Raw genomic sequence first — 18,005 nt, 5'->3', positions numbered from 1 at the left:
AGTTCAGCCCGTCCGGCGACGGCGGTGCGTACCGGTGGCGGGGTCAGCCGACGACCGTCCAGTGGTCGTTCCCGGCGAGGAGGGCCCCGAGGTCGCCCTTGCCGCGCTGCTCGACGGCGGTGTCGAGCTGCTCCGCCATGAGCGTGTCGTACACCGGACGCTCGACGTCGCGCAGGACACCGATGGGGGTGCGGTGCAGGGTGTCCGGGTCCGCCAGGCGGGAGAGCGCGAACGCCGTGGTCGGGGACGTGCTGTGCGCGTCGTGGACCAGGACGCGGGACTCGTTCTCCGCGGTGACGTCGACGACCTGGAGGTCACCGGTGGCCGGATCGCGGACGACCCCCTTTGCGTTGTCCGTGCCGAAGCGGATGGGCTGCCCGTGCTCCAGGCGGATCACCGCCTCCTGCGCCTGGTCCTTGTCCTTCAGCGCCTCGAAGGCGCCGTCGTTGAAGATGTTGCAGTTCTGGTAGATCTCCACCAGCGCCGTGCCCGGGTGGTCGGCCGCCGCGCGCAGCACGCTCGTGAGGTGCTTGCGGTCGGAGTCGATGGTGCGGGCGACGAAGGAGGCCTCCGCGCCCAGCGCCAGGGACACCGGGTTGAACGGGGCGTCCAGCGAACCCATCGGCGTGGACTTGGTGATCTTCCCGATCTCGGAGGTCGGGGAGTACTGGCCCTTGGTGAGGCCGTAGATCCGGTTGTTGAACAGCAGGATCTTCAGGTTGACGTTGCGGCGCAGCGCGTGGATGAGGTGGTTGCCGCCGATGGACAGGGCGTCGCCGTCGCCCGTGACGACCCAGACCGACAGGTCGCGGCGGGAGGTGGCGAGCCCGGTCGCGATGGCGGGGGCACGGCCGTGGATGGAGTGCATCCCGTAGGTGTTCATGTAGTACGGGAAGCGGGAGGAGCAGCCGATCCCGGAGACGAAGACGATGTTCTCCTTCGCCAGCCCCAGTTCGGGCATGAAGCCCTGCACGGCGGCGAGCACGGCGTAGTCGCCGCAGCCGGGGCACCAGCGGACCTCCTGGTCCGACTTGAAGTCCTTCATGGACTGCTTGGCCTCGGCCTTGGGCACCAGGTTCAGGAGCTGGTTGGCCACGTCGGTGTCAGCCATCGATGGCCTCCTTGAGTGCCGTGGCGAGCTGTTCGGCCTTGAACGGCATGCCGTTGACCTGGTTGTAGCTGTGGGCGTCGACGAGGTACTTGGCCCGGACGAGGGTGGCGAGCTGGCCGAGGTTCATCTCCGGGACGATCACCTTGTCGTAGCGCGCCAGGACCTCGCCGAGATTCTTCGGGAAGGGGTTCAGATGGCGCAGGTGGGCCTGGGCGATGGCCTGCCCGTCGTTGCGCAGGCGGCGGACGGCGGCGGTGACGGGGCCGTATGTGGAGCCCCAGCCGAGGACCAGGGTGCGGGCGCCGTCCGGGTCGTCGACCTCCAGGTCGGGGACGGTGATGCCGTCGATCTTCGCCTGGCGGGTGCGGACCATGAGGTCGTGGTTGGCCGGGTCGTAGGAGATGTTGCCGCTGCCGTCCTGCTTCTCGATGCCGCCGATGCGGTGTTCGAGGCCGGGGGTGCCGGGCACCGCCCAGGGGCGGGCCAGGGTCTGCGGGTCGCGCTTGTAGGGCCAGAACACCTCGGTGCCGTCGGCCAGTTCGTGATTGGCGGCGGTGGCGAACCGGACGCGCAGATCGGGCAGCTCGTCGACCTCGGGGACCTGCCACGGCTCGGAGCCGTTGGCGAGGTAGCCGTCGGAGAGGAGGAAGACCGGGGTGCGGTAGGTCAGGGCGATCCGGGCGGCGTCGAGCGCGGCGTCGAAGCAGTCGGCCGGGGTCCTGGGGGCCACCACGGGCACCGGGGCCTCGCCGTTGCGCCCGTACATCGCCTGGAGCAGGTCGGCCTGCTCGGTCTTGGTCGGCAGGCCGGTGGACGGGCCGCCGCGCTGGATGTCGACGACGAGCAGCGGCAGTTCGAGGGAGACCGCGAGCCCGATCGTCTCGGACTTGAGGGCCACACCGGGGCCCGAGGTGGTGGTGACGGCGAGCGAACCGCCGAAGGCGGCGCCCAGCGCCGCGCCGATCCCGGCGATCTCGTCCTCGGCCTGGAAGGTCCGTACACCGAAGTTCTTGTGCTTGGACAGCTCGTGCAGGATGTCGGAGGCCGGGGTGATCGGGTACGAGCCCAGGTACAGCGGCAGATCGGCCTGCCGGGCGGCGGCGATCAGCCCGTACGACAGCGCCAGGTTCCCCGAGATGTTGCGGTACGTGCCCGGCGGGAAGGCCTGCGTGGCGGGCGCCACCTCGTAGGAGACGGCGAAGTCCTCCGTCGTCTCCCCGAAGTTCCAACCCGCCCGGAACGCCGCCACGTTGGCCTCGGCGATCTGCGGCTTCTTCGCGAACTTCGTCCGCAGGAACGCCTCGGTGCCCTCGGTCGGGCGGTGGTACATCCACGACAGCAGGCCCAGCGCGAACATGTTCTTGCTGCGCTCGGCCTCCTTGCGGGACAGGCCGAACTCCTTCAGCGCCTCGACCGTCAGCGTCGTCAGCGGCACGGGGTGGACGTGGTATCCGTCCAGCGAACCGTCCTCCAGCGGACTGGTCGCGTACCCCACCTTCGCCATCGGGCGTTTGGTGAACTCGTCGGTGTTCACGATGATTTCCGCGCCGCGCGGCACATCGCCGATGTTCGCCCTCAGCGCCGCCGGGTTCATCGCGACCAGCACGTCCGGCGCGTCACCCGGGGTGAGGATGTCGTGGTCCGCGAAATGCAGCTGGAACGACGAAACCCCCGGCAGGGTGCCTGCGGGGGCGCGGATCTCGGCGGGGAAGTTCGGCAGCGTCGACAGGTCGTTGCCGAACGACGCCGTCTCCGAGGTGAAGCGGTCACCGGTGAGCTGCATACCGTCTCCGGAGTCACCCGCGAAACGGATGATCACCCGGTCCAGACGGCGGATCTCCTTCTCGCCTGCTCCCGTGTCATTGGAGCGGGGGGCGCGCTGGCCCCCGACGAGCGCCTCGCTGGCCTCATCGGCCTGTCCGGCTGGGCTACTGACCTGGCTGGTCACTGAACTGGACCTCCCTAGCGGCGGCGGCTCGGGCCCGCCGGCATGCCGACAGTCCCTACAGCCCACCCTACTTCTGTAAGGGATGCCTTCCCCTGACCGATCACATGATGGAGGCGAATTCGGGACACGAACCGATGCCTTTTTGGCGCGTTCCATGCGTCCCCCGGATGTCCGGCGGGCATCCGGGGGACGGCACGGTATCTGACAATGTGTCAGCTTTCCAGGTCCGTTGCGGGCGAGTCAGCAGGTCAGGGGCCGGACACGCCGATGGACCGACGGGCCGACGGGCCGACGGACCGGGGGAGGCGAATGCGCGGACGGGCCGACGGGCCGGGGCCCGGGCACACGGACGGGCCGACGGCTCGGGGGCCGGGTACGCGGACGGGCCGACAGCTCAGCAGCTCAGCAGCTCAGGAGTTCAGCAGCTCAGGAGTTCAGGTACGTCAGGACGGCCAGGACGCGGCGGTGGTCTCCCTCGCTGGGGGACAGCCCCAGCTTCAGGAAGATGTTGCTGACGTGCTTCTCCACCGCACCGTCGCTCACCACCAGCTGTTTGGCCACCGCGGAATTCGTCCGGCCCTCCGCCATCAGCCCGAGCACCTCGCGCTCGCGCGGCGTCAGCCCGGCCAGGACGTCCTGCTTACGGCTCCGGCCCAGCAGCTGCGCCACCACCTCGGGGTCCAGCGCCGTCCCGCCCTGCGCCACCCGGACCACCGCGTCCACGAACTCCCGGACCTCGGCGACCCGGTCCTTCAGGAGATAGCCCACGCCCCGGCTGGACCCGGCCAGCAACTCGGTCGCGTACTGCTCCTCCACGTACTGCGAGAGGACCAGCACCCCGATCCCCGGGTAGTCCTTCCGCAGCCGCACCGCCGCCCGCACGCCCTCGTCGGTGTGGGTCGGGGGCATCCGCACGTCGGCGACCACGACATCGGGCAGCGCGTCCCGCGCCGCCAGCTCGCCCACCGTTCTGATCAGCGCCTCGCCGTCGCCCACCCCGGCGACGACGTCATGCCCCAGATCGGTCAGCAGCCGGGTGAGCCCTTCCCGGAGCAGCACCGAATCCTCGGCGATGACCACTCGCACCCTGTCCTCCACCATGAAGCCGCATCCCCCACTGGTTCTGTCTCTGCTGTTCGGTCCCGTTCGTACGGTCCCCAGCATTCCAGCTTTCCCGCGTGGGAGATGACGTGTCCTCTTCGTCCGGATGTCGCGCAAGCGTCCGGTTACTGTGTGCGCCCGGCCGGCGCGTTTCTGCCCTGCCCCGGTGCGTGCGCCCGCTCAGCCGCGCCAGGGCAGCTCCGCGGTGATCCGGGTCGGCCCGCCCTGCGGGGAGTCCACGACCAGGACGCCGTCCACCGCGTCCAGCCGCTCGGTCAGCCCGGCCAGCCCGCTGCCCGTCGAGGGGTCGGCGCCGCCGTGGCCGTCGTCGGTGACCTGGAGCATCAGCCGGCTGCCGGTGCGCCAGACCTCGACGGTCGCCGAGCGAGCCGCGCTGTGCTTGCTGACGTTCTGGAGCAGCTCGGAGACGGTGAAGTACGCGATGCCCTCGATCGCCTGGGCCGGGCGCTCGGCCAGGTCCACGTTGACGGTGACGGGGACGGTGCAGCGGGAGGCGATGGCGGAGAGGGCGGCGTCGAGTCCGCGGTCGGTGAGGACGGCGGGGTGGATGCCGCGGGCGAGGTCGCGGAGTTCCTGGAGGGCGATCTTGACCTCGCCGTGGGCCTCGTCGACCATGCGTGCGGCGGCTTCCGGGTCGGCGGTCAGCTTCTCTTTCGCCAGGCCCAGGTCCATGGCGAGGGCGACGAGGCGGGCCTGGGCACCGTCGTGGAGGTCGCGCTCGATGCGGCGCAGGTCGGCGGCGGCGGTGTCGACGACCACTCCCCGGTCGGACTCCAGCTCCGAGACCCGGGTCGCCAGCCTGGACGGCCCGAGCAGCCCGCGCACCATCGCCCGGTCCACGTACGCCAGCCCCCGGACCACCCACGACATGGCCAGCACGAGCACCAGACCGGTCAGGACGGACACCAGCATCCCGGTCGGGGTGTCCAGGTACACCGTGCGGTCCGCGTCGGCGTACATCTGGATGCCGTCGCGGCCCACATGCGCGGGAAGGAACCAGTACCAGAGCGGGTACGTGAGAGTGAACCAGCCGCACAGCCAGAGCGGCACCGTGATGCTGAAGGAGATCAGCGCCCACGGGAAGTGGACCAGCGTGTAGAGCAGATGCCGCCAGGACGCCCCGCTCTTCAGCGACGCGCCCATCCAGGACATCAGGCCGCCGGTCCGCCCGCGCACCGGCTCCGGGGCCGCCACGTCCGTCCCGAGCAGCGCCCGCGCCCGCATCCGCTCCAGCGCGCCGAAGCCCCGGCACATGGCCAGCGTGCCGGCCAGGACCGGGACCCCGAGGAAGGTGATCAGCAGGCCCACGCCCAGCGACGTCAGGGTGATCGAGAAACCGAACAGGACCAGGCCGATCGGCACGCTCAGCACCTGATACGCGAGCTCGCGCCAGGTCCTGCCCTCGATCGGAGCGCGCAGCGCGGCGGGCAGCAGACGCTTCAGCGGGGAGCGGTCCCCGAGACCGGCCCCGGTCTGCCGAGGGTCCCGCGCGTCCCGCGTGTCCGGTCCGTATGCCGTGGCCATGGAAGTATCCGTTTCATCTCAGTGCTGCTTCTGCTTCTGCCGGTGGATCGGTGGGTGCGCTCAGCCGCGCCGGAGGTTCCGGGGCCCGGCCCTCTTCGACGCGTCGCGGTCGCGCCAGGGCAGTTCGGCGGTGACCGTGGTGGGCCCGCCGACCGGCGAGTCCAGGACGAACAGCCCGTCCACCGCGCCCAGCCGTTCGGCCAGCCCCGCCATCCCCGTACCGCCGTCCATGCTGGCCCCGCCGTGGCCGTCGTCGGTGACCTGGAGCATCAGCCGGCTGCCGGTGCGCCAGACCTCGACGGTCGCCGAGCGAGCCGCGCTGTGCTTGCTGACGTTCTGGAGCAGCTCGGAGACGGTGAAGTACGCGATGCCCTCGATGGCCTCCGCGGGACGCGCCGGAAGATCCACGTTGACGGTGACGGGGACGGTGCAGCGGGAGGCGATGGCGGAGAGGGCGGCGTCGAGTCCGCGGTCGGTGAGGACGGCGGGATGGATGCCGCGGGCGAGATCGCGGAGTTCCTGGAGGGCGACCTTGACCTCGCCGTGGGCCTCGTCGACCATGCGTGCGGCGGCTTCCGGGTCGGCGGTCAGCTTCTCCTTGGCCAGCCCCAGACCCATGGCGAGGGCGACGAGGCGGGCCTGGGCACCGTCGTGGAGATCGCGCTCGATGCGGCGCAGGTCGGCGGCGGCCGTGTCGACGACCACCCCCCGGTCCGCCTCCAGCTCCGCGATCCGGCGCTCCAACTCGTCGGAGGGGGAGAGCAGCCCGCGCACCATCGCCCGGTCCGCGTTGGCGAGGAACCGCGTGATGTACGGAAGCACCGGCCACAGCGCGATCATGCTCACCAGCGTCACCCCGAAGGTGACCACGCCCCAGGGCAGCCGCACGAAGGAGTAGAGCACCGCCCGCCAGCCCACCGGGTCCTTGACGCTCGACCACAGCCACGGGAAGAACCCCGTCTCCCGCCGCGAGCGGACCATCGCGCTCGGCTCCTCGATCCGCACCCCGAGCATCGCCCGCGCCCGCCCCCGCTCGACCCGGCCGATCTGCCGCGCCCCGTGCAGCGAAACGGCGAGCATGGGCAGACCGACCACCGTGACCGAGAGCGCCACGCCGACGCCGATCATGCACACCGCGTACACGCACTCGACGATGGTCAGCGGCAGATTGGCCAGCAGGTGGCCGATCTCCTTCCACGTCCACCGGTCGGGGATGAGTCGGGCGGGCGGTGGCCGGTCGTTGTCCGGCACCTGGGGGCTCATGGTCATGCGTCAAGCCTGCCGGTACGGATCGCCGCACGCCATGGGGCTCGTGGGTGGGGCGAGGTGGGGATAACCCCACCTCAGGACATTCCCCGAGGAGTCCGCGGGGAATGCTTTCGCCCGACGCGGCTGCTTACCCTCCCTTTAACAGGGCCTAGACTCCCGTGCGTACAGACCACCGGAAGACCACCGGACGGATTCCAGAGGAGCGAGGGGCGGACGTGGTGGAACTGCCAGAACTGCCGGATCCGCCGAGCCCGACGGACTTTCCGGGATCGGCATCGGCATCGGTCTCTCTCGCGTCGGACTACTTCCACGGCTATTCCGTGGTCGGACTGCTCGCCGTGATCGGCGTGCTGTTCGTCGCCGTCGCCTTCGGGGCCGGCCGACTGCTGCGCCCCGTGGTGCCGACGCCGGAGAAACTCCTCACGTACGAATGCGGCGTGGACCCGGTCGGCGAGGGCTGGGCACACACCCAGGTCCGCTATTACGTCTACGCCTTCCTGTACGTGATCTTCGCCGTCGACTCGATCTTCCTGTTCCCGTGGGCGACGGTATTCGCCGCACCGGGATACGGGGCGACGACCCTGATCGAAATGTTCGTCTTCCTCGGTTTCCTGGCCGTGGGACTGCTCTACGCATGGAAGAAGGGCGTCCTCGAATGGACGTGACCAGCACGCGGACCGACGGGGGAGCCGAGGAGCCGCAGCCCGTACCGACCTTCCTGCCGGAGCCCAAACGGCTCGGTGTCCTCTCCCGCCTGGCACCCGAACCGATGAAGGTGGTCCTGAACTGGGGCCGCCGCTACAGCCTGTGGGTCTTCAACTTCGGGCTCGCCTGCTGCGCCATCGAGTTCATCGCCGCCTCCATGGCCCGGCACGACTTCATCCGGCTCGGCGTCATCCCGTTCGCACCGGGGCCGCGCCAGGCCGACCTCATGATCGTCTCCGGCACGGTGACCGACAAGATGGCCCCGGCGGTGAAGCGGCTCTACGAGCAGATGCCCGAGCCGAAGTACGTCATCTCCTTCGGCGCCTGCTCCAACTGCGGCGGCCCCTACTGGGACTCGTACGCGGTGACCAAGGGCGTCGACCAGATCATCCCCGTCGACGTCTACGTACCCGGCTGCCCGCCCCGGCCGGAGGCGCTGCTCCAGGGCATCCTCAAGCTCCAGGAGAAGATCGCCCGGGAGTCGCTGGGCGCGCGGTACGCGACGGGCGGCGCCCGCCCCTCCACCGCCGCGCTGCGCAGCGGGCTCGTCGCCGCCCCGCCGAAGCCGGGGGAGGAGCCCTCGTGACCACCACCCCGCCCGACGCCTCGGGCGACGACGCGCACGGCGGCCACGGCGATGCGTACGACCGGCTGCCGGACGCCGCCGCCGAACTGTTCGGCGAGGGCGCGACGGCGGAGTACGCGTACGAGCTGCTGACCGTCGACGTACCGGCCGACGCCTGGATCGCCGCGCTCGAGACCGCCCGCGACCGGCTGGGCTGCACGTACTTCGACTGGCTGAGCGCCGTCGACGAACCGGACGCCGGCTTCCGGGTCTGCGCCCACGTCGTGGCCCTGGGCGGCGGCCGGGTCCGCCGCCTCATGCTCCGTACGACCGTGCCGCACGCGGCGCCGGCCCTGCCCACCGCCATCGGCGTCTACGCGGGCGCCGCCTGGCACGAGCGCGAGACGCACGAGATGTTCGGCATCGGCTTCGACGGCCACCCGCACCTGGTGCCGCTGCTGCTGCCCGAAGGCTTCGAGGGCCACCCGCTGCGCAAGGACTTCGTGCTGGCGGCGCGGGTCGCGAAGGCGTGGCCGGGCGCGAAGGAGCCGGGCGAGTCGGAGCACGGCGGGCCGAAGCGGCGCACGATGCTGCCGCCCGGGGTGCCCGACCCGAACGAATGGGGGCCCCTGAAGGGACAGCTCCCGCCCGCCCCGGCCCGGCCGGCCCGTACCACGCGTGCGGCGGGCGACCGGCCGGTACGCCGGGCCCGGAGCGCGAGCGAGGGCTCGGCCGCCCAGCGGGCCGCTGCCGCCACCCCGGAAGCGGCCCCCGCGACGGGCACCGAGGCCGAGGCGCCCGCGCGTCCCGCGAGGCCGCGCCGCAACCGGAGCGTCTCGCAGGGCTCGGCGAGCCAGCAGCACGAACCGCCCACGGACACCCCGGCGAAGCCGAGCCCGGACACGGGCACAGGCACGGGCACGGATGCGGGCAGTGGCCCGGGTACGGGCACGGGTACGGGCAGTGGTGCGGACACGGGGACGGGCGCGAGCGATGCCCCCTGGCACCACGCCCGCCCGGCCTTCGGCCCGGACACCCCTTCCGAGGCCCGGGAGGCCCCCGAGGCTCCTGAACCCGCCAAGGCCCCTGAGTCCCCCGGGTCCCAGGAACAACCCGCGGCTCCCGAACCTCCCGCGGCTCCCGAACCTCCCGAGGCCCAGGAGACCCCCGAGGCCCCCAAGACCCCCAAGGCCCGGGAGACCCCCAAGACCCCCGAACCCCCCGAGTCCGCCGGAGGCGATACCGCGTGAACGACGTACTGGACGTCGCCCTGCGCCTCGTCGCCGTCTTCGTCGCCTTCCTGGTCCTCCCGCTCGTCGTCGGGCAGACCGAGCACAAGGTGATGGCCCACATGCAGGGCCGCCTCGGCCCCATGTACGCGGGCGGCTTCCACGGCTGGGCCCAGCTCGTCGCGGACGGCGTGAAGTTCGCGCAGAAGGAGGACGTGGTCCCGGCCGACGCCGACCGCCGGGTCTTCCAGCTCGCCCCGGCCGTCGCGCTGCTCCCGTACCTCCTGGTGCTCGTCGTCATCCCGATCGGCCCCGGCGAGGGCGCGGCCGGGCAGTCCCTCGACGCGGGCGTCTTCTACGTACTCGCCGTCATGGGCGTCGGCGTGCTCGGCTCGCTGATGGCCGGCTGGGCCTCGGCGAACAAGTTCTCCCTCCTCGGCGGACTGCGCACCGCCGCCCAGCTGCTCGCGTACGAACTGCCGATGCTGCTCGCCGCCGCCTCCGTCGCGATGGCGGCCGGAACCGTCTCCCTCACCGGCATCCTCGACGCCTTCGAGTGGTGGTGGCTGCCTTGGCAGATCGTCGGCGCGCTGGTCTTCTTCGTGGCCGGGCTCGCCGAACTCCAGCGCCCGCCCTTCGACATGCCGATCGCCGACTCGGAGATCATCTTCGGTGCCTACACCGAGTACACCGGCCTGCGTTTCGCGCTCTTCCTGCTCGCCGAGTACGCGGGCATCGTCGTCCTGTGCGGACTGACCACCGTGCTCTTCCTCGGCGGCTGGCACGGACCGCTCGGCGCCGACGGACTCGGCTGGGTCTGGACGCTCCTGAAGACCGCGGTCCTCGCCTTCGTCGTCATCTGGCTGCGGGTCTCCTACCCCCGGCTCCGCGAGGACCAGCTGCAGAAGCTCGCCTGGACCACGCTCATCCCGCTCGCCCTCGCGCAGATCGCGCTCACCGGCATCGTGAAGGTGGCGATCAGCTGATGCCCCCGATCCCCGGCTCCGGACTGGCCAAGGGCCTGGCCGTCACCCTGCGGACCATGACGCGGAAGACGGTCACCGCGCAGTACCCCGACGTCCAGCCCGAACTGCCGCCCCGCTCCCGCGGCGTCATCGCGCTGTTCGAGGAGAACTGCACCGTCTGCATGCTCTGCGCCCGCGAATGCCCCGACTGGTGCATCTACATCGACTCCCACAAGGAGACGGTGCCCGCCGCCACCCCCGGCGGCCGCGAACGCAGCCGCAACGTCCTCGACCGCTTCGCCATCGACTTCTCCCTCTGCATGTACTGCGGGATCTGCATCGAGGTGTGCCCCTTCGACGCCCTGTTCTGGTCCCCGGAGTTCGAGTACGCGGAGACGGACATCCTCGAACTCACCCACGAGCGCGACAAGCTCCGCGAGTGGATGTGGACGGTTCCGGAACCGCCCGCGCTCGACCCGGCCGCCGAGGAGCCGAAGGAGATCGCCGCCGCCCGCAAGACGGCGGAGAAACTCGAGGCCCAACGCGCCCAGGAAGCCCAGAGCTCCCAAGAAGCCCGGCAGGCCGAACAGCCCCGGCAAGCCCAGCAGGCCACCGAGCAGCCCCAGGCCACCGAGCAGCCCCCGCAGCCCCAGGAATCCCAGCGACCGGAGACGGAGGGAGAGTCGTGACACTCGCAGCCGCCGCCGCGTCCCACCCCGGCTTCCTCTCCCCGACCGGCGTCGAGATCGCCTTCGTCCTCGTGGGCCTCGCCACCTTCGGCGCGGCCCTCGTCACCGTCACGACCAAGCAGCTGGTGCACGCCGCACTCTGGCTGGTCGTGGCGCTCGGCGGGCTCGCCGTCGAGTACCTCCTGCTCACCGCCGAGTTCATCGCCTGGGTGCAGGTACTGATCTACGTCGGTTCCGTCGTCGTCCTCCTCCTCTTCGGGCTGATGCTCACCCGGGCCCCCATCGGCCGCTCCCCGGACGCCGACTCCGGCAACCGCTGGGCCGCCCTGGCCGTGGCGCTCGCCTCCGCCGGGGTGCTCGTCTGGGTCGTCGTCGACGCCTTCCGCACCACCTGGATCGACCTGGGCCGAGCCGCCCAGGGCTCCACCGAGGTCACCGGCGCCTTCCTCTTCCGGCACTGGGTGCTGCCGTTCGAAGCACTCTCCGTCCTGCTGCTCGCCGCACTGGTCGGCGCGATCGTCCTGTCCCGCAAGCGCGGTAAGGAGCAGAGCTGATGCACCTCGCCTATCCCGCCGTGCTCGCCGCCCTCCTCTTCTGCACCGGGCTGTACGGAGTGCTCGCCCGCCGCAACGCGATCCTGGTCCTGCTCTCCGTCGAGCTGATGCTCAACGCCGTCAACCTCAACCTGGTGGCCTTCGACGTCTGGCTCCGCGACACCCTCCACGCCGGCCAGGCCCTCACCCTCTTCACCATCGCCATCGCGGCGGCGGAGATCGGCATCGGCCTGGCGATCGTCCTCGCCGTGTACCGCAACCGGGGCAGCTCCGCCATCGACCGGCTCCGCGACACCGCCGAGACCGACGCCGCCGAAGACCTCCCCGACCACCCCGACGACGACTCCGCGGCCGGAAGCGGCACGGGCACCGAAGACCAGGCCACTGCTGCGGCAGGGAAGGCAAAGAAGGCAGAGGCCACCGCGTGACCACCACGACCCTCGCCGTCCTCGTCCCCCTCCTCCCGTTCCTGGGCGCCGCCGCCGGCCTCCTCCTCGGGCGCACCGCCCCCGGCTTCGTACGCCCGCTCGCCGTCCTGCCGACCCTCGCCGCCCTCGTCCTCGCCGTACTCGTCGCCTCCCGCCAGGGCGGCGGCCGGGCCATCGACGCGGCGACCCGGCTCACCCCCACCGGCTCGGTCCCCATCGACCTCGCCCTGCACCTCGACGGCTTCGCGGTCCTCGTCGCCGTCCTGGTCGGACTCGTCGCGAGCTGCGTGCAGATCTACTCGACCGCCTACCTCCGCGACGACCCCCGCTACCCGTCGTACGCCGCCCTGGTCTCCCTCTTCACCTCCGCGATGCTGCTCGTCGTCTACTCCGGCGACCTGATGGTGCTCCTGGTCGGCTGGGAGATCATGGGCATCTGCTCGTACTTCCTCGTCGGCCACTACTGGGAGACGCCCGAAGCCCGCGCCGCCTCCCTCAAGGCCTTCCTGGTCACCAAGCTCGGCGACGTCCCCTTCCTGATCGGCCTGTTCGCGCTCGCCGCGGACACCGGCACCTTCCGCATCACCGGCATCCTGGGCGCCGTCGCCAACGGCGGCCTCGACCACCCCACCCTCATCGCCCTGCTGCTCCTCGCGGGCGTCGCGGGCAAGTCGGCGCAGTTCCCCCTGCACACCTGGCTGCCCGACGCGATGGCGGGCCCCACCCCCGTCTCCGCGCTCATCCACGCCGCGACGATGGTCGCCGCCGGCATCTACTTCGTGGCCCGGCTCCTCCCCGTCTTCGCCCAGTCCGGCGCCGCGCTCGTCGTCCTCGCCGTGATGGCCGCGATCACGATGATCGGCTCGGGGCTCTCCGCCCTCGCCCAGGACGACATCAAACGCGTCCTCGCCTACTCGACGATCGGCCAGCTCGGCTACATGGCCGGTGCCCTCGCCGTCGGCGACCGCGGGGCCGCCGTCTTCCACCTCCTCTCCCACGGCGCGTTCAAGGCCGTCCTCTTCCTCGCGGCCGGAGTCGTCATCCACGCCGCCGGCACCAACTCACTGGCCGCCATGTCCCGCATGGGCGGCCTCGCCAAGCGCATCCCGGACGCCTACTGGACGATGACCGTCGCCCTGTTCGCGCTCGCCGCCATCCCGCCGTTCGCCGGCTTCTTCTCCAAGGAAGCCGTCCTCGTCGCCGCCGAGCACACCGCGCTCGGGGACCGGCACGTCGCCCCGGCCGCCGCGGGCTGGACCGTACTCGTCGCCGGACTGCTCGCCGCCGTCCTCACCGCCGCGTACGCCACCCGGCTCTGGCTCCTCGCCTTCCGCGGCCGCGGCGCCGAGGCCCCCGACCACGGCAGGCAGCCCGCCGCGATGACCACCGTCCTCTGGGTCCTCGCCGTCCCCACCATCGCCTTCGGTCTGAGCACCGGCGTGATCACCGACTGGTTCGACGGCCACAGCCTCGCCCCCACCGTCACCACCGCCGTCCTCTCCACCGGCGCCGCCCTGGCCGGCGGACTCGTCACCTACGGCGCCTGGCGCCACACCTCCGCCCTCGCCGCCCGCACCCGCGTCGGTACCGTCGTCGCCCACCCGGACGCCGAACCCGCCCTCATCGAGGCCCAGGCCATGGCCGCGCACACCGCCGCCTACGGCACCGACGGCGACGCCCCCGACCCGGCCGACCCCGGCCGCCTCCTGCTCGGACGGCTGCACCACCACGCCGCCGCGGGCTTCCACCTCGACGCCCTGTACACGGCGCTGTTCGTCCGCCCGGTCCAGGCCGCCGCGAGCCTCGTCCGCTTCCTGGACCGCGAGGTCGTCGACACCTACGTACGCGGCTCAGGCACCGGCACACGCTGGCTCGGCACCGCCGTCCGCCGCGCCCAGACCGGAAACGTGCAGACCTACCTCAGCGCACTGCTCGCCGGTTCCCTGGTCCTGGCGATCGCCGCCGTCGTCTTCGCCAACGTCAACGCCGGGTCGTGAGCCGTGATCGATATCAGTGAATCCGTGATGCAGTTCCTTCTCGCGTTCGTCATCGCCGGCCCGCTCGTCGGCGCCGCGTCCGCCCTGCTCCCGGCCCCGCCCGGGCTGAAGGGAACCAGCCCCGACCAGGCCGTGCGCCGCCACGGCGTGACCGTCACCGGCGCCGTTCTCCTCGCCGCGCTCGTCCTCGCCGCGGGCTTCGACCACGCCAACCCGTCGAAGATGCAGGCCACCACCGACATCAACTGGATCCCGGCGCTCGGTGTCCGCATCCACCTCGGCATCGACGGCATCTCGCTCCCCCTTCTCGTGCTGACCGCGCTGCTGACCTTCCTCTGCGCGCTCCACAGCTACTTCAAGCCCCCCACGGGCCCCTCCCCGAAGGCCTTCGTCGCCCTCCTGCTCCTCCTGGAGGCCGGCACCCTCGCCACCTTCGCCGTCCTCGACCTGATGCTGTTCTTCCTCGCGTTCGAGACGGTGCTCGTCCCGATGTACTTCCTCATCGCCCGCTGGGGCGGTGCCGGACGGCGGGCCGCCGCCTGGAAATTCATCCTCTACACACTGCTCGGCTCGGTCGTCATGCTGCTGGGCCTGCTCCTGATCGGGCTGAAGAGCGGCACCTTCGACATGGTGGCACTCGCCACTGACAACGGCCGTGGGCTCACCTCGTCCGTGCAGGTCATCGCCGTTCTGGCGATCGGGATCGGGCTCGCCGTGAAGACCCCGATGTGGCCGCTGCACAGCTGGCTGCCGGACGCCCACACCGCCGCCCCCACCGTCGGCTCCGTCCTGCTCGCCGGCGTCCTGCTCAAGATGGGCACGTACGGATTCGTCCGCATCCTGCTCCCCGTCGCACCCGACGGGATGCATACCTTCGCGCCCTACCTCGCCGCCCTCGCCGTGGTCGGCATCGTCTACGGGTCGCTGGCCTGCCTCGCCCTGGTCCGCCCCGGCTCCAAGGGCGACCTCAAACGCCTGATCGCGTACTCCTCCGTCGGCCACATGGGCTTCGTGCTCCTCGGCATCGCGAGCATGACCCCCACCGGCGTCAACGGCGCGCTCTTCGCCAACATCGCCCACGGCCTCATCACCGGCCTGCTGTTCTTCCTGGTCGGCGCCGTCAAGGACCGGTACGGCACCGCCGACCTCGACACCCTCTCCGGCGCCACCGGAGCCGCGCTCTACGGCCGGGCCCCCCGCCTCGGCGGCCTCCTCGCCTTCGCCGCCGTCGCCTCCCTCGGACTGCCCGGCCTCGCCGGATTCTGGGGCGAGATGCTCGCCCTGTTCGGCTCCTTCGACCCCGCCGACGGGCTCAGCAGGCCCGCCTTCCTCACCTTCATGTCGATCGCCGCGTTCGGCACCCTGCTCACCGCCGCGTACATGCTGATGGTCGTCCGCCGGATCTGCATGGGCGACAAGCGCGAGGAGCCGCCGCTGGCCGACGTGCAGACGTACGAGTTCGCCGCCTGGACCCCGCTCGTCGCGCTCACCGTCCTCGCCGGTCTCTGGCCCGCCGTCCTCCTCGGCCTCACCGACCCGGCCGTGCAGAAGCTCCTCGCAGGAGGCAAGTCGTGACCACCGCCGTCGCCACCCCGGGGGCCGTCACCGCGGCCGGGAGCACCGCCGACCTCGTCCAGTCCATCGACTGGCTCGCGATCGCACCCCCGGTCGCCGTCGCCGCCATGGCCCTGGTCGTCCTGGTCGCCGACCTCTTCCTGCCCGAACACCGCAAGCCGCTGCTGGGCGCCCTGACCGCCGCCGGGCTCGTCGCCGCGCTCGCCCTGCTCGTCCCGCTGCGCGCCGGCGACCGCTCCACCTTCTGCCTCACCGAGTCGGCCGCCGCGACCGCCGGCACCGCGTGCAGCTACACCGCCGACCACTTCGCCCTGGTCATCCAGGCCCTGGTACTGGGCGGAGCCCTGCTCACCGCACTGCTCTCGCTCGACGACAGCCGCAAGCCGCCCGCGGGGGAGTACTGGTTCCTGCTGCTGTCCTCCGCGGCGGGCGCCGCCCTGCTGCCCGCCGCCCGCGACCTCGCGACCCTGGTCATCGCCCTCGAAGTCGCCTCGCTGCCCGCCTTCGCGCTCGTCGGCATCAAGCGCGGCGACCGGCGCTCCTCCGAGGCCGCGCTGAAGTTCTTCCTCTCCTCCGTCGTCGCGACCGCCGTCATGCTGCTCGGCGTCAGCTTCGTGTACGCCGCCACCGGCACCCTGCACCTCACCGAGATCGCCGCCCGGCTCGACGACGTGCCCGGACAGCTCGACACCCTCGCCAAGGCGGGCGTCGCCCTCACCCTCGTCGGCTTCGCCTTCAAGACGGCCGCCGCGCCGTTCCACTTCTGGGTCCCCGACACCTACGTCGGTGCCCCGCTGCCGATCGCCGCGTACCTCTCGGTCGTCGGCAAGGCGGTCGGCTTCTCCGGCCTCATCCTCGTCACCGTGATCGCGTTCCCGGCCTACGCCGACGTCTGGGGACCGGCCCTCGCCGTCCTCGCCGCGCTCACCATGACCATCGGAAACGTCGCCGCCCTGCGCCAGCGGGCCGACCGGGCCCGCAGCGCCGTACGGCTGCTTGCCTGGTCCTCCGTCGCCCAGGCCGGCTACCTCCTGGTCCCGATCGCCGCCGCCGCGTACTCCAGCGACGAGCACATCGGCTCCACCGTGGCCTACGCCCTCATGTACGCCGTCGTGAACCTGGGGGCCTTCGCGGTCGCCGCCCTGGTCGCCCGTACCAGCCCCGGGAACCGGCTCACCGACTACCGCGGCCTGTACGCCACCCGCCCCTTCGCCGCCCTGGCGATGGCCTTCTTCCTGCTCTGCCTGGCCGGACTGCCGCCCGGCATCATCGGCCTCTTCGCCAAGGTCACGGTCTTCTCCGCGGCCGTCGACGCCGGACTCGGCTGGCTCGCCGTCGTCATGGCCGTCAACGTGGTGATCGCGCTGTACTACTACCTCCAGTGGACCGCGACACTCTTCCGCGCCCCGGACCAGGCCCCGACAAGCACCCTGGCGCCCGCCCCCGCCGGAGCCCCGGCGGACTCCACCGCACCCGCCCCCACCAGGCACGCCGTCCCGGTTCCGGTCACCGCCGTGATCGTGCTCACCACCGCGGCGGGCGTGCTGCTCTCCGGCGTTCCGCAGGCGGCCCTCCGGTTCGCCGCGGCCAATCTCTTCTGACGTCCTGAAGATCGGTTTGCCCGGGAAGCCCCGCACAGGGCATGGTCTTGCCCGCACATCCCCCACATGGACGTATCCCCAGAGGAGCAAGAGCGGTGCTGAACGGGTTCAAGGACTTCATCCTGCGCGGAAACATCATCTCCATGGCCATCGGTCTGGCCGTCGGAGCCGCGTTCACCGCGGTCGTCACCGGATTCAGCACGGCCTTCATCACCCCGCTGATCGGCCTCGCCACCGGCTCCGTCGGCGACTTCAGCTCGGCTCAGTTCACGGTCGAGGGCGCCATCTTCCCGTACGGGAAGTTCCTCGCCGCCGCCATCGCGTTCCTGATCACCGCCGCGGTCCTCTACTTCGGCGTCGTCGTGCCCATGGCCAAGGTCCAGGCCCGGTTCGCCAAGGCGGAGAAGGTCGACATCAAGGCCGCCGTGCGCGACTGCCCCCGCTGCTACACCGAGATCCCGGCCATCGCCACCCGCTGCGCCCACTGCACCAGCGAGATCAAGCCCGACCCGGCGGCCCTGGAGGTCGCCGGGCTCCCGGTGCCCGCCCAGCGCTGACCCGTACGGCCCAGCGCCCGGCCCGGTCCGCAAGGGCCGGACGGGCCCTGCCCGGCGGCGGTACGGCCCCGGGGAACTCGCTCCTCCCGCCTGGCGTTGACCCGTACGGGAGGCTCCACTGGGGTAGTGGAGACCACCAGGCAAAGGGTTCCCCTGCCGCACCACT

General features: G+C 71.6%; 16 protein-coding genes. 11 read left to right on the top strand and 5 right to left on the bottom strand.

The genetic code is table 11. The features are described 5' to 3' along the window. Positions 1-43: 43 nt before the first annotated feature. The 5 genes from ACFCV8_RS04025 to ACFCV8_RS04005 all read right to left on the bottom strand — a co-directional run bounded on the left by ACFCV8_RS04025 (position 44) and on the right by ACFCV8_RS04005 (position 6,974). Positions 44-1,111 carry a 2-oxoacid:ferredoxin oxidoreductase subunit beta gene (locus ACFCV8_RS04025; protein ID WP_376683655.1) on the bottom strand — a complete coding sequence of 356 codons (1,068 nt, stop codon included), beginning with the start codon at positions 1,109-1,111 and terminating at the stop codon, positions 44-46. After that, complete coding sequence (locus ACFCV8_RS04020; RefSeq protein WP_376683654.1) at positions 1,104-3,059, bottom strand: 2-oxoacid:acceptor oxidoreductase subunit alpha; 1,956 nt, start codon at positions 3,057-3,059, stop codon at positions 1,104-1,106. Before ACFCV8_RS04020 ends, ACFCV8_RS04025 begins: the two co-directional genes overlap by 8 nt. A 426-nt stretch (positions 3,060-3,485) precedes the next feature. Further along, positions 3,486-4,160, bottom strand: a complete 675-nt coding sequence (locus ACFCV8_RS04015; RefSeq protein ID WP_376683653.1) for a response regulator — start codon at positions 4,158-4,160, stop codon at positions 3,486-3,488. Between the two features lie 180 nt (positions 4,161-4,340). After that, positions 4,341-5,705, bottom strand: coding sequence for a sensor histidine kinase (locus ACFCV8_RS04010; RefSeq protein ID WP_376683652.1), 1,365 nt, complete (start codon positions 5,703-5,705; stop codon positions 4,341-4,343). 60 nt (positions 5,706-5,765) lie between these two features. Then, positions 5,766-6,974, bottom strand: coding sequence for a sensor histidine kinase (locus tag ACFCV8_RS04005; RefSeq protein ID WP_376683651.1), 1,209 nt, complete (start codon positions 6,972-6,974; stop codon positions 5,766-5,768). Between the two features lie 233 nt (positions 6,975-7,207). Here ACFCV8_RS04005 and ACFCV8_RS04000 point away from each other — a divergent pair, with 233 nt between their 5' ends. The 11 genes from ACFCV8_RS04000 (at position 7,208) to mscL (ending at position 17,839) form a co-directional block, all read left to right on the top strand. After that, complete coding sequence (locus tag ACFCV8_RS04000; protein ID WP_376683658.1) at positions 7,208-7,639, top strand: NADH-quinone oxidoreductase subunit A; 432 nt, start codon at positions 7,208-7,210, stop codon at positions 7,637-7,639. Continuing rightward, positions 7,630-8,265, top strand: coding sequence for an NADH-quinone oxidoreductase subunit B (locus ACFCV8_RS03995; protein ID WP_376683650.1), 636 nt, complete (start codon positions 7,630-7,632; stop codon positions 8,263-8,265). Before ACFCV8_RS04000 ends, ACFCV8_RS03995 begins: the two co-directional genes overlap by 10 nt. Beyond that, a complete protein-coding gene (locus ACFCV8_RS03990; RefSeq protein WP_376683649.1) occupies positions 8,262-9,494 on the top strand; it encodes an NADH-quinone oxidoreductase subunit C in 1,233 nt (410 codons plus the stop codon). Before ACFCV8_RS03995 ends, ACFCV8_RS03990 begins: the two co-directional genes overlap by 4 nt. Then, positions 9,491-10,459 carry an NADH-quinone oxidoreductase subunit H gene (locus tag ACFCV8_RS03985; protein ID WP_376683648.1) on the top strand — a complete coding sequence of 323 codons (969 nt, stop codon included), beginning with the start codon at positions 9,491-9,493 and terminating at the stop codon, positions 10,457-10,459. The genes ACFCV8_RS03990 and ACFCV8_RS03985 overlap by 4 nt, the downstream gene beginning before the upstream one ends. Next, positions 10,459-11,127, top strand: coding sequence for a 4Fe-4S binding protein (locus tag ACFCV8_RS03980; protein ID WP_376683647.1), 669 nt, complete (start codon positions 10,459-10,461; stop codon positions 11,125-11,127). The genes ACFCV8_RS03985 and ACFCV8_RS03980 overlap by 1 nt, the downstream gene beginning before the upstream one ends. Beyond that, complete coding sequence (locus tag ACFCV8_RS03975) at positions 11,124-11,681, top strand: NADH-quinone oxidoreductase subunit J (protein WP_376683646.1); 558 nt, start codon at positions 11,124-11,126, stop codon at positions 11,679-11,681. The genes ACFCV8_RS03980 and ACFCV8_RS03975 overlap by 4 nt, the downstream gene beginning before the upstream one ends. Further along, positions 11,681-12,109 carry an NADH-quinone oxidoreductase subunit NuoK gene (gene nuoK, locus ACFCV8_RS03970; RefSeq protein WP_376683645.1) on the top strand — a complete coding sequence of 143 codons (429 nt, stop codon included), beginning with the start codon at positions 11,681-11,683 and terminating at the stop codon, positions 12,107-12,109. Before ACFCV8_RS03975 ends, nuoK begins: the two co-directional genes overlap by 1 nt. Then, the gene (locus ACFCV8_RS03965) at positions 12,106-14,106 is read left to right on the top strand and encodes an NADH-quinone oxidoreductase subunit L (RefSeq protein ID WP_376683644.1); all 2,001 of its coding nucleotides are present in this window, start codon (positions 12,106-12,108) and stop codon (positions 14,104-14,106) included. Before nuoK ends, ACFCV8_RS03965 begins: the two co-directional genes overlap by 4 nt. Positions 14,107-14,133: 27 nt before the next feature. After that, on the top strand, positions 14,134-15,681 hold the full coding sequence (locus ACFCV8_RS03960; RefSeq protein WP_376683643.1) for a NuoM family protein: 1,548 nt from the start codon (positions 14,134-14,136) through the stop codon (positions 15,679-15,681). Further along, a complete protein-coding gene (locus ACFCV8_RS03955) occupies positions 15,678-17,282 on the top strand; it encodes an NADH-quinone oxidoreductase subunit N (protein ID WP_376683642.1) in 1,605 nt (534 codons plus the stop codon). Before ACFCV8_RS03960 ends, ACFCV8_RS03955 begins: the two co-directional genes overlap by 4 nt. A gap of 95 nt (positions 17,283-17,377) precedes the next feature. Further along, positions 17,378-17,839 (top strand): large conductance mechanosensitive channel protein MscL, encoded by a 462-nt coding sequence (gene mscL, locus ACFCV8_RS03950; RefSeq protein ID WP_376683641.1) that lies wholly within the window; start codon positions 17,378-17,380, stop codon positions 17,837-17,839. Positions 17,840-18,005: the final 166 nt, after the last annotated feature.

Source organism: Streptomyces sp. NPDC056347 (assembly GCF_042262625.1).
Lineage (GTDB): Bacteria > Actinomycetota > Actinomycetes > Streptomycetales > Streptomycetaceae > Streptomyces.
This window is presented reverse-complemented; position numbering and strand designations above follow the sequence as displayed.

Bases quoted from the DNA above. Each gene is read 5' to 3' on its own strand.
- ACFCV8_RS04025 (WP_376683655.1), bottom strand. From the start codon at position 1,111: ATGGCTGACACCGACGTGGCCAACCAGCTCCTGAACCTGGTGCCCAAG.
- ACFCV8_RS04015 (WP_376683653.1), bottom strand. From the start codon at position 4,160: ATGGTGGAGGACAGGGTGCGAGTGGTCATCGCCGAGGATTCGGTGCTG.
- ACFCV8_RS04010 (WP_376683652.1), bottom strand. From the start codon at position 5,705: ATGGCCACGGCATACGGACCGGACACGCGGGACGCGCGGGACCCTCGG.
- ACFCV8_RS04005 (WP_376683651.1), bottom strand. From the start codon at position 6,974: ATGACCATGAGCCCCCAGGTGCCGGACAACGACCGGCCACCGCCCGCC.
- ACFCV8_RS03995 (WP_376683650.1), top strand. From the start codon at position 7,630: ATGGACGTGACCAGCACGCGGACCGACGGGGGAGCCGAGGAGCCGCAG.
- ACFCV8_RS03980 (WP_376683647.1), top strand. From the start codon at position 10,459: ATGCCCCCGATCCCCGGCTCCGGACTGGCCAAGGGCCTGGCCGTCACC.
- nuoK (WP_376683645.1), top strand. From the start codon at position 11,681: ATGCACCTCGCCTATCCCGCCGTGCTCGCCGCCCTCCTCTTCTGCACC.
- ACFCV8_RS03960 (WP_376683643.1), top strand. From the start codon at position 14,134: ATGCAGTTCCTTCTCGCGTTCGTCATCGCCGGCCCGCTCGTCGGCGCC.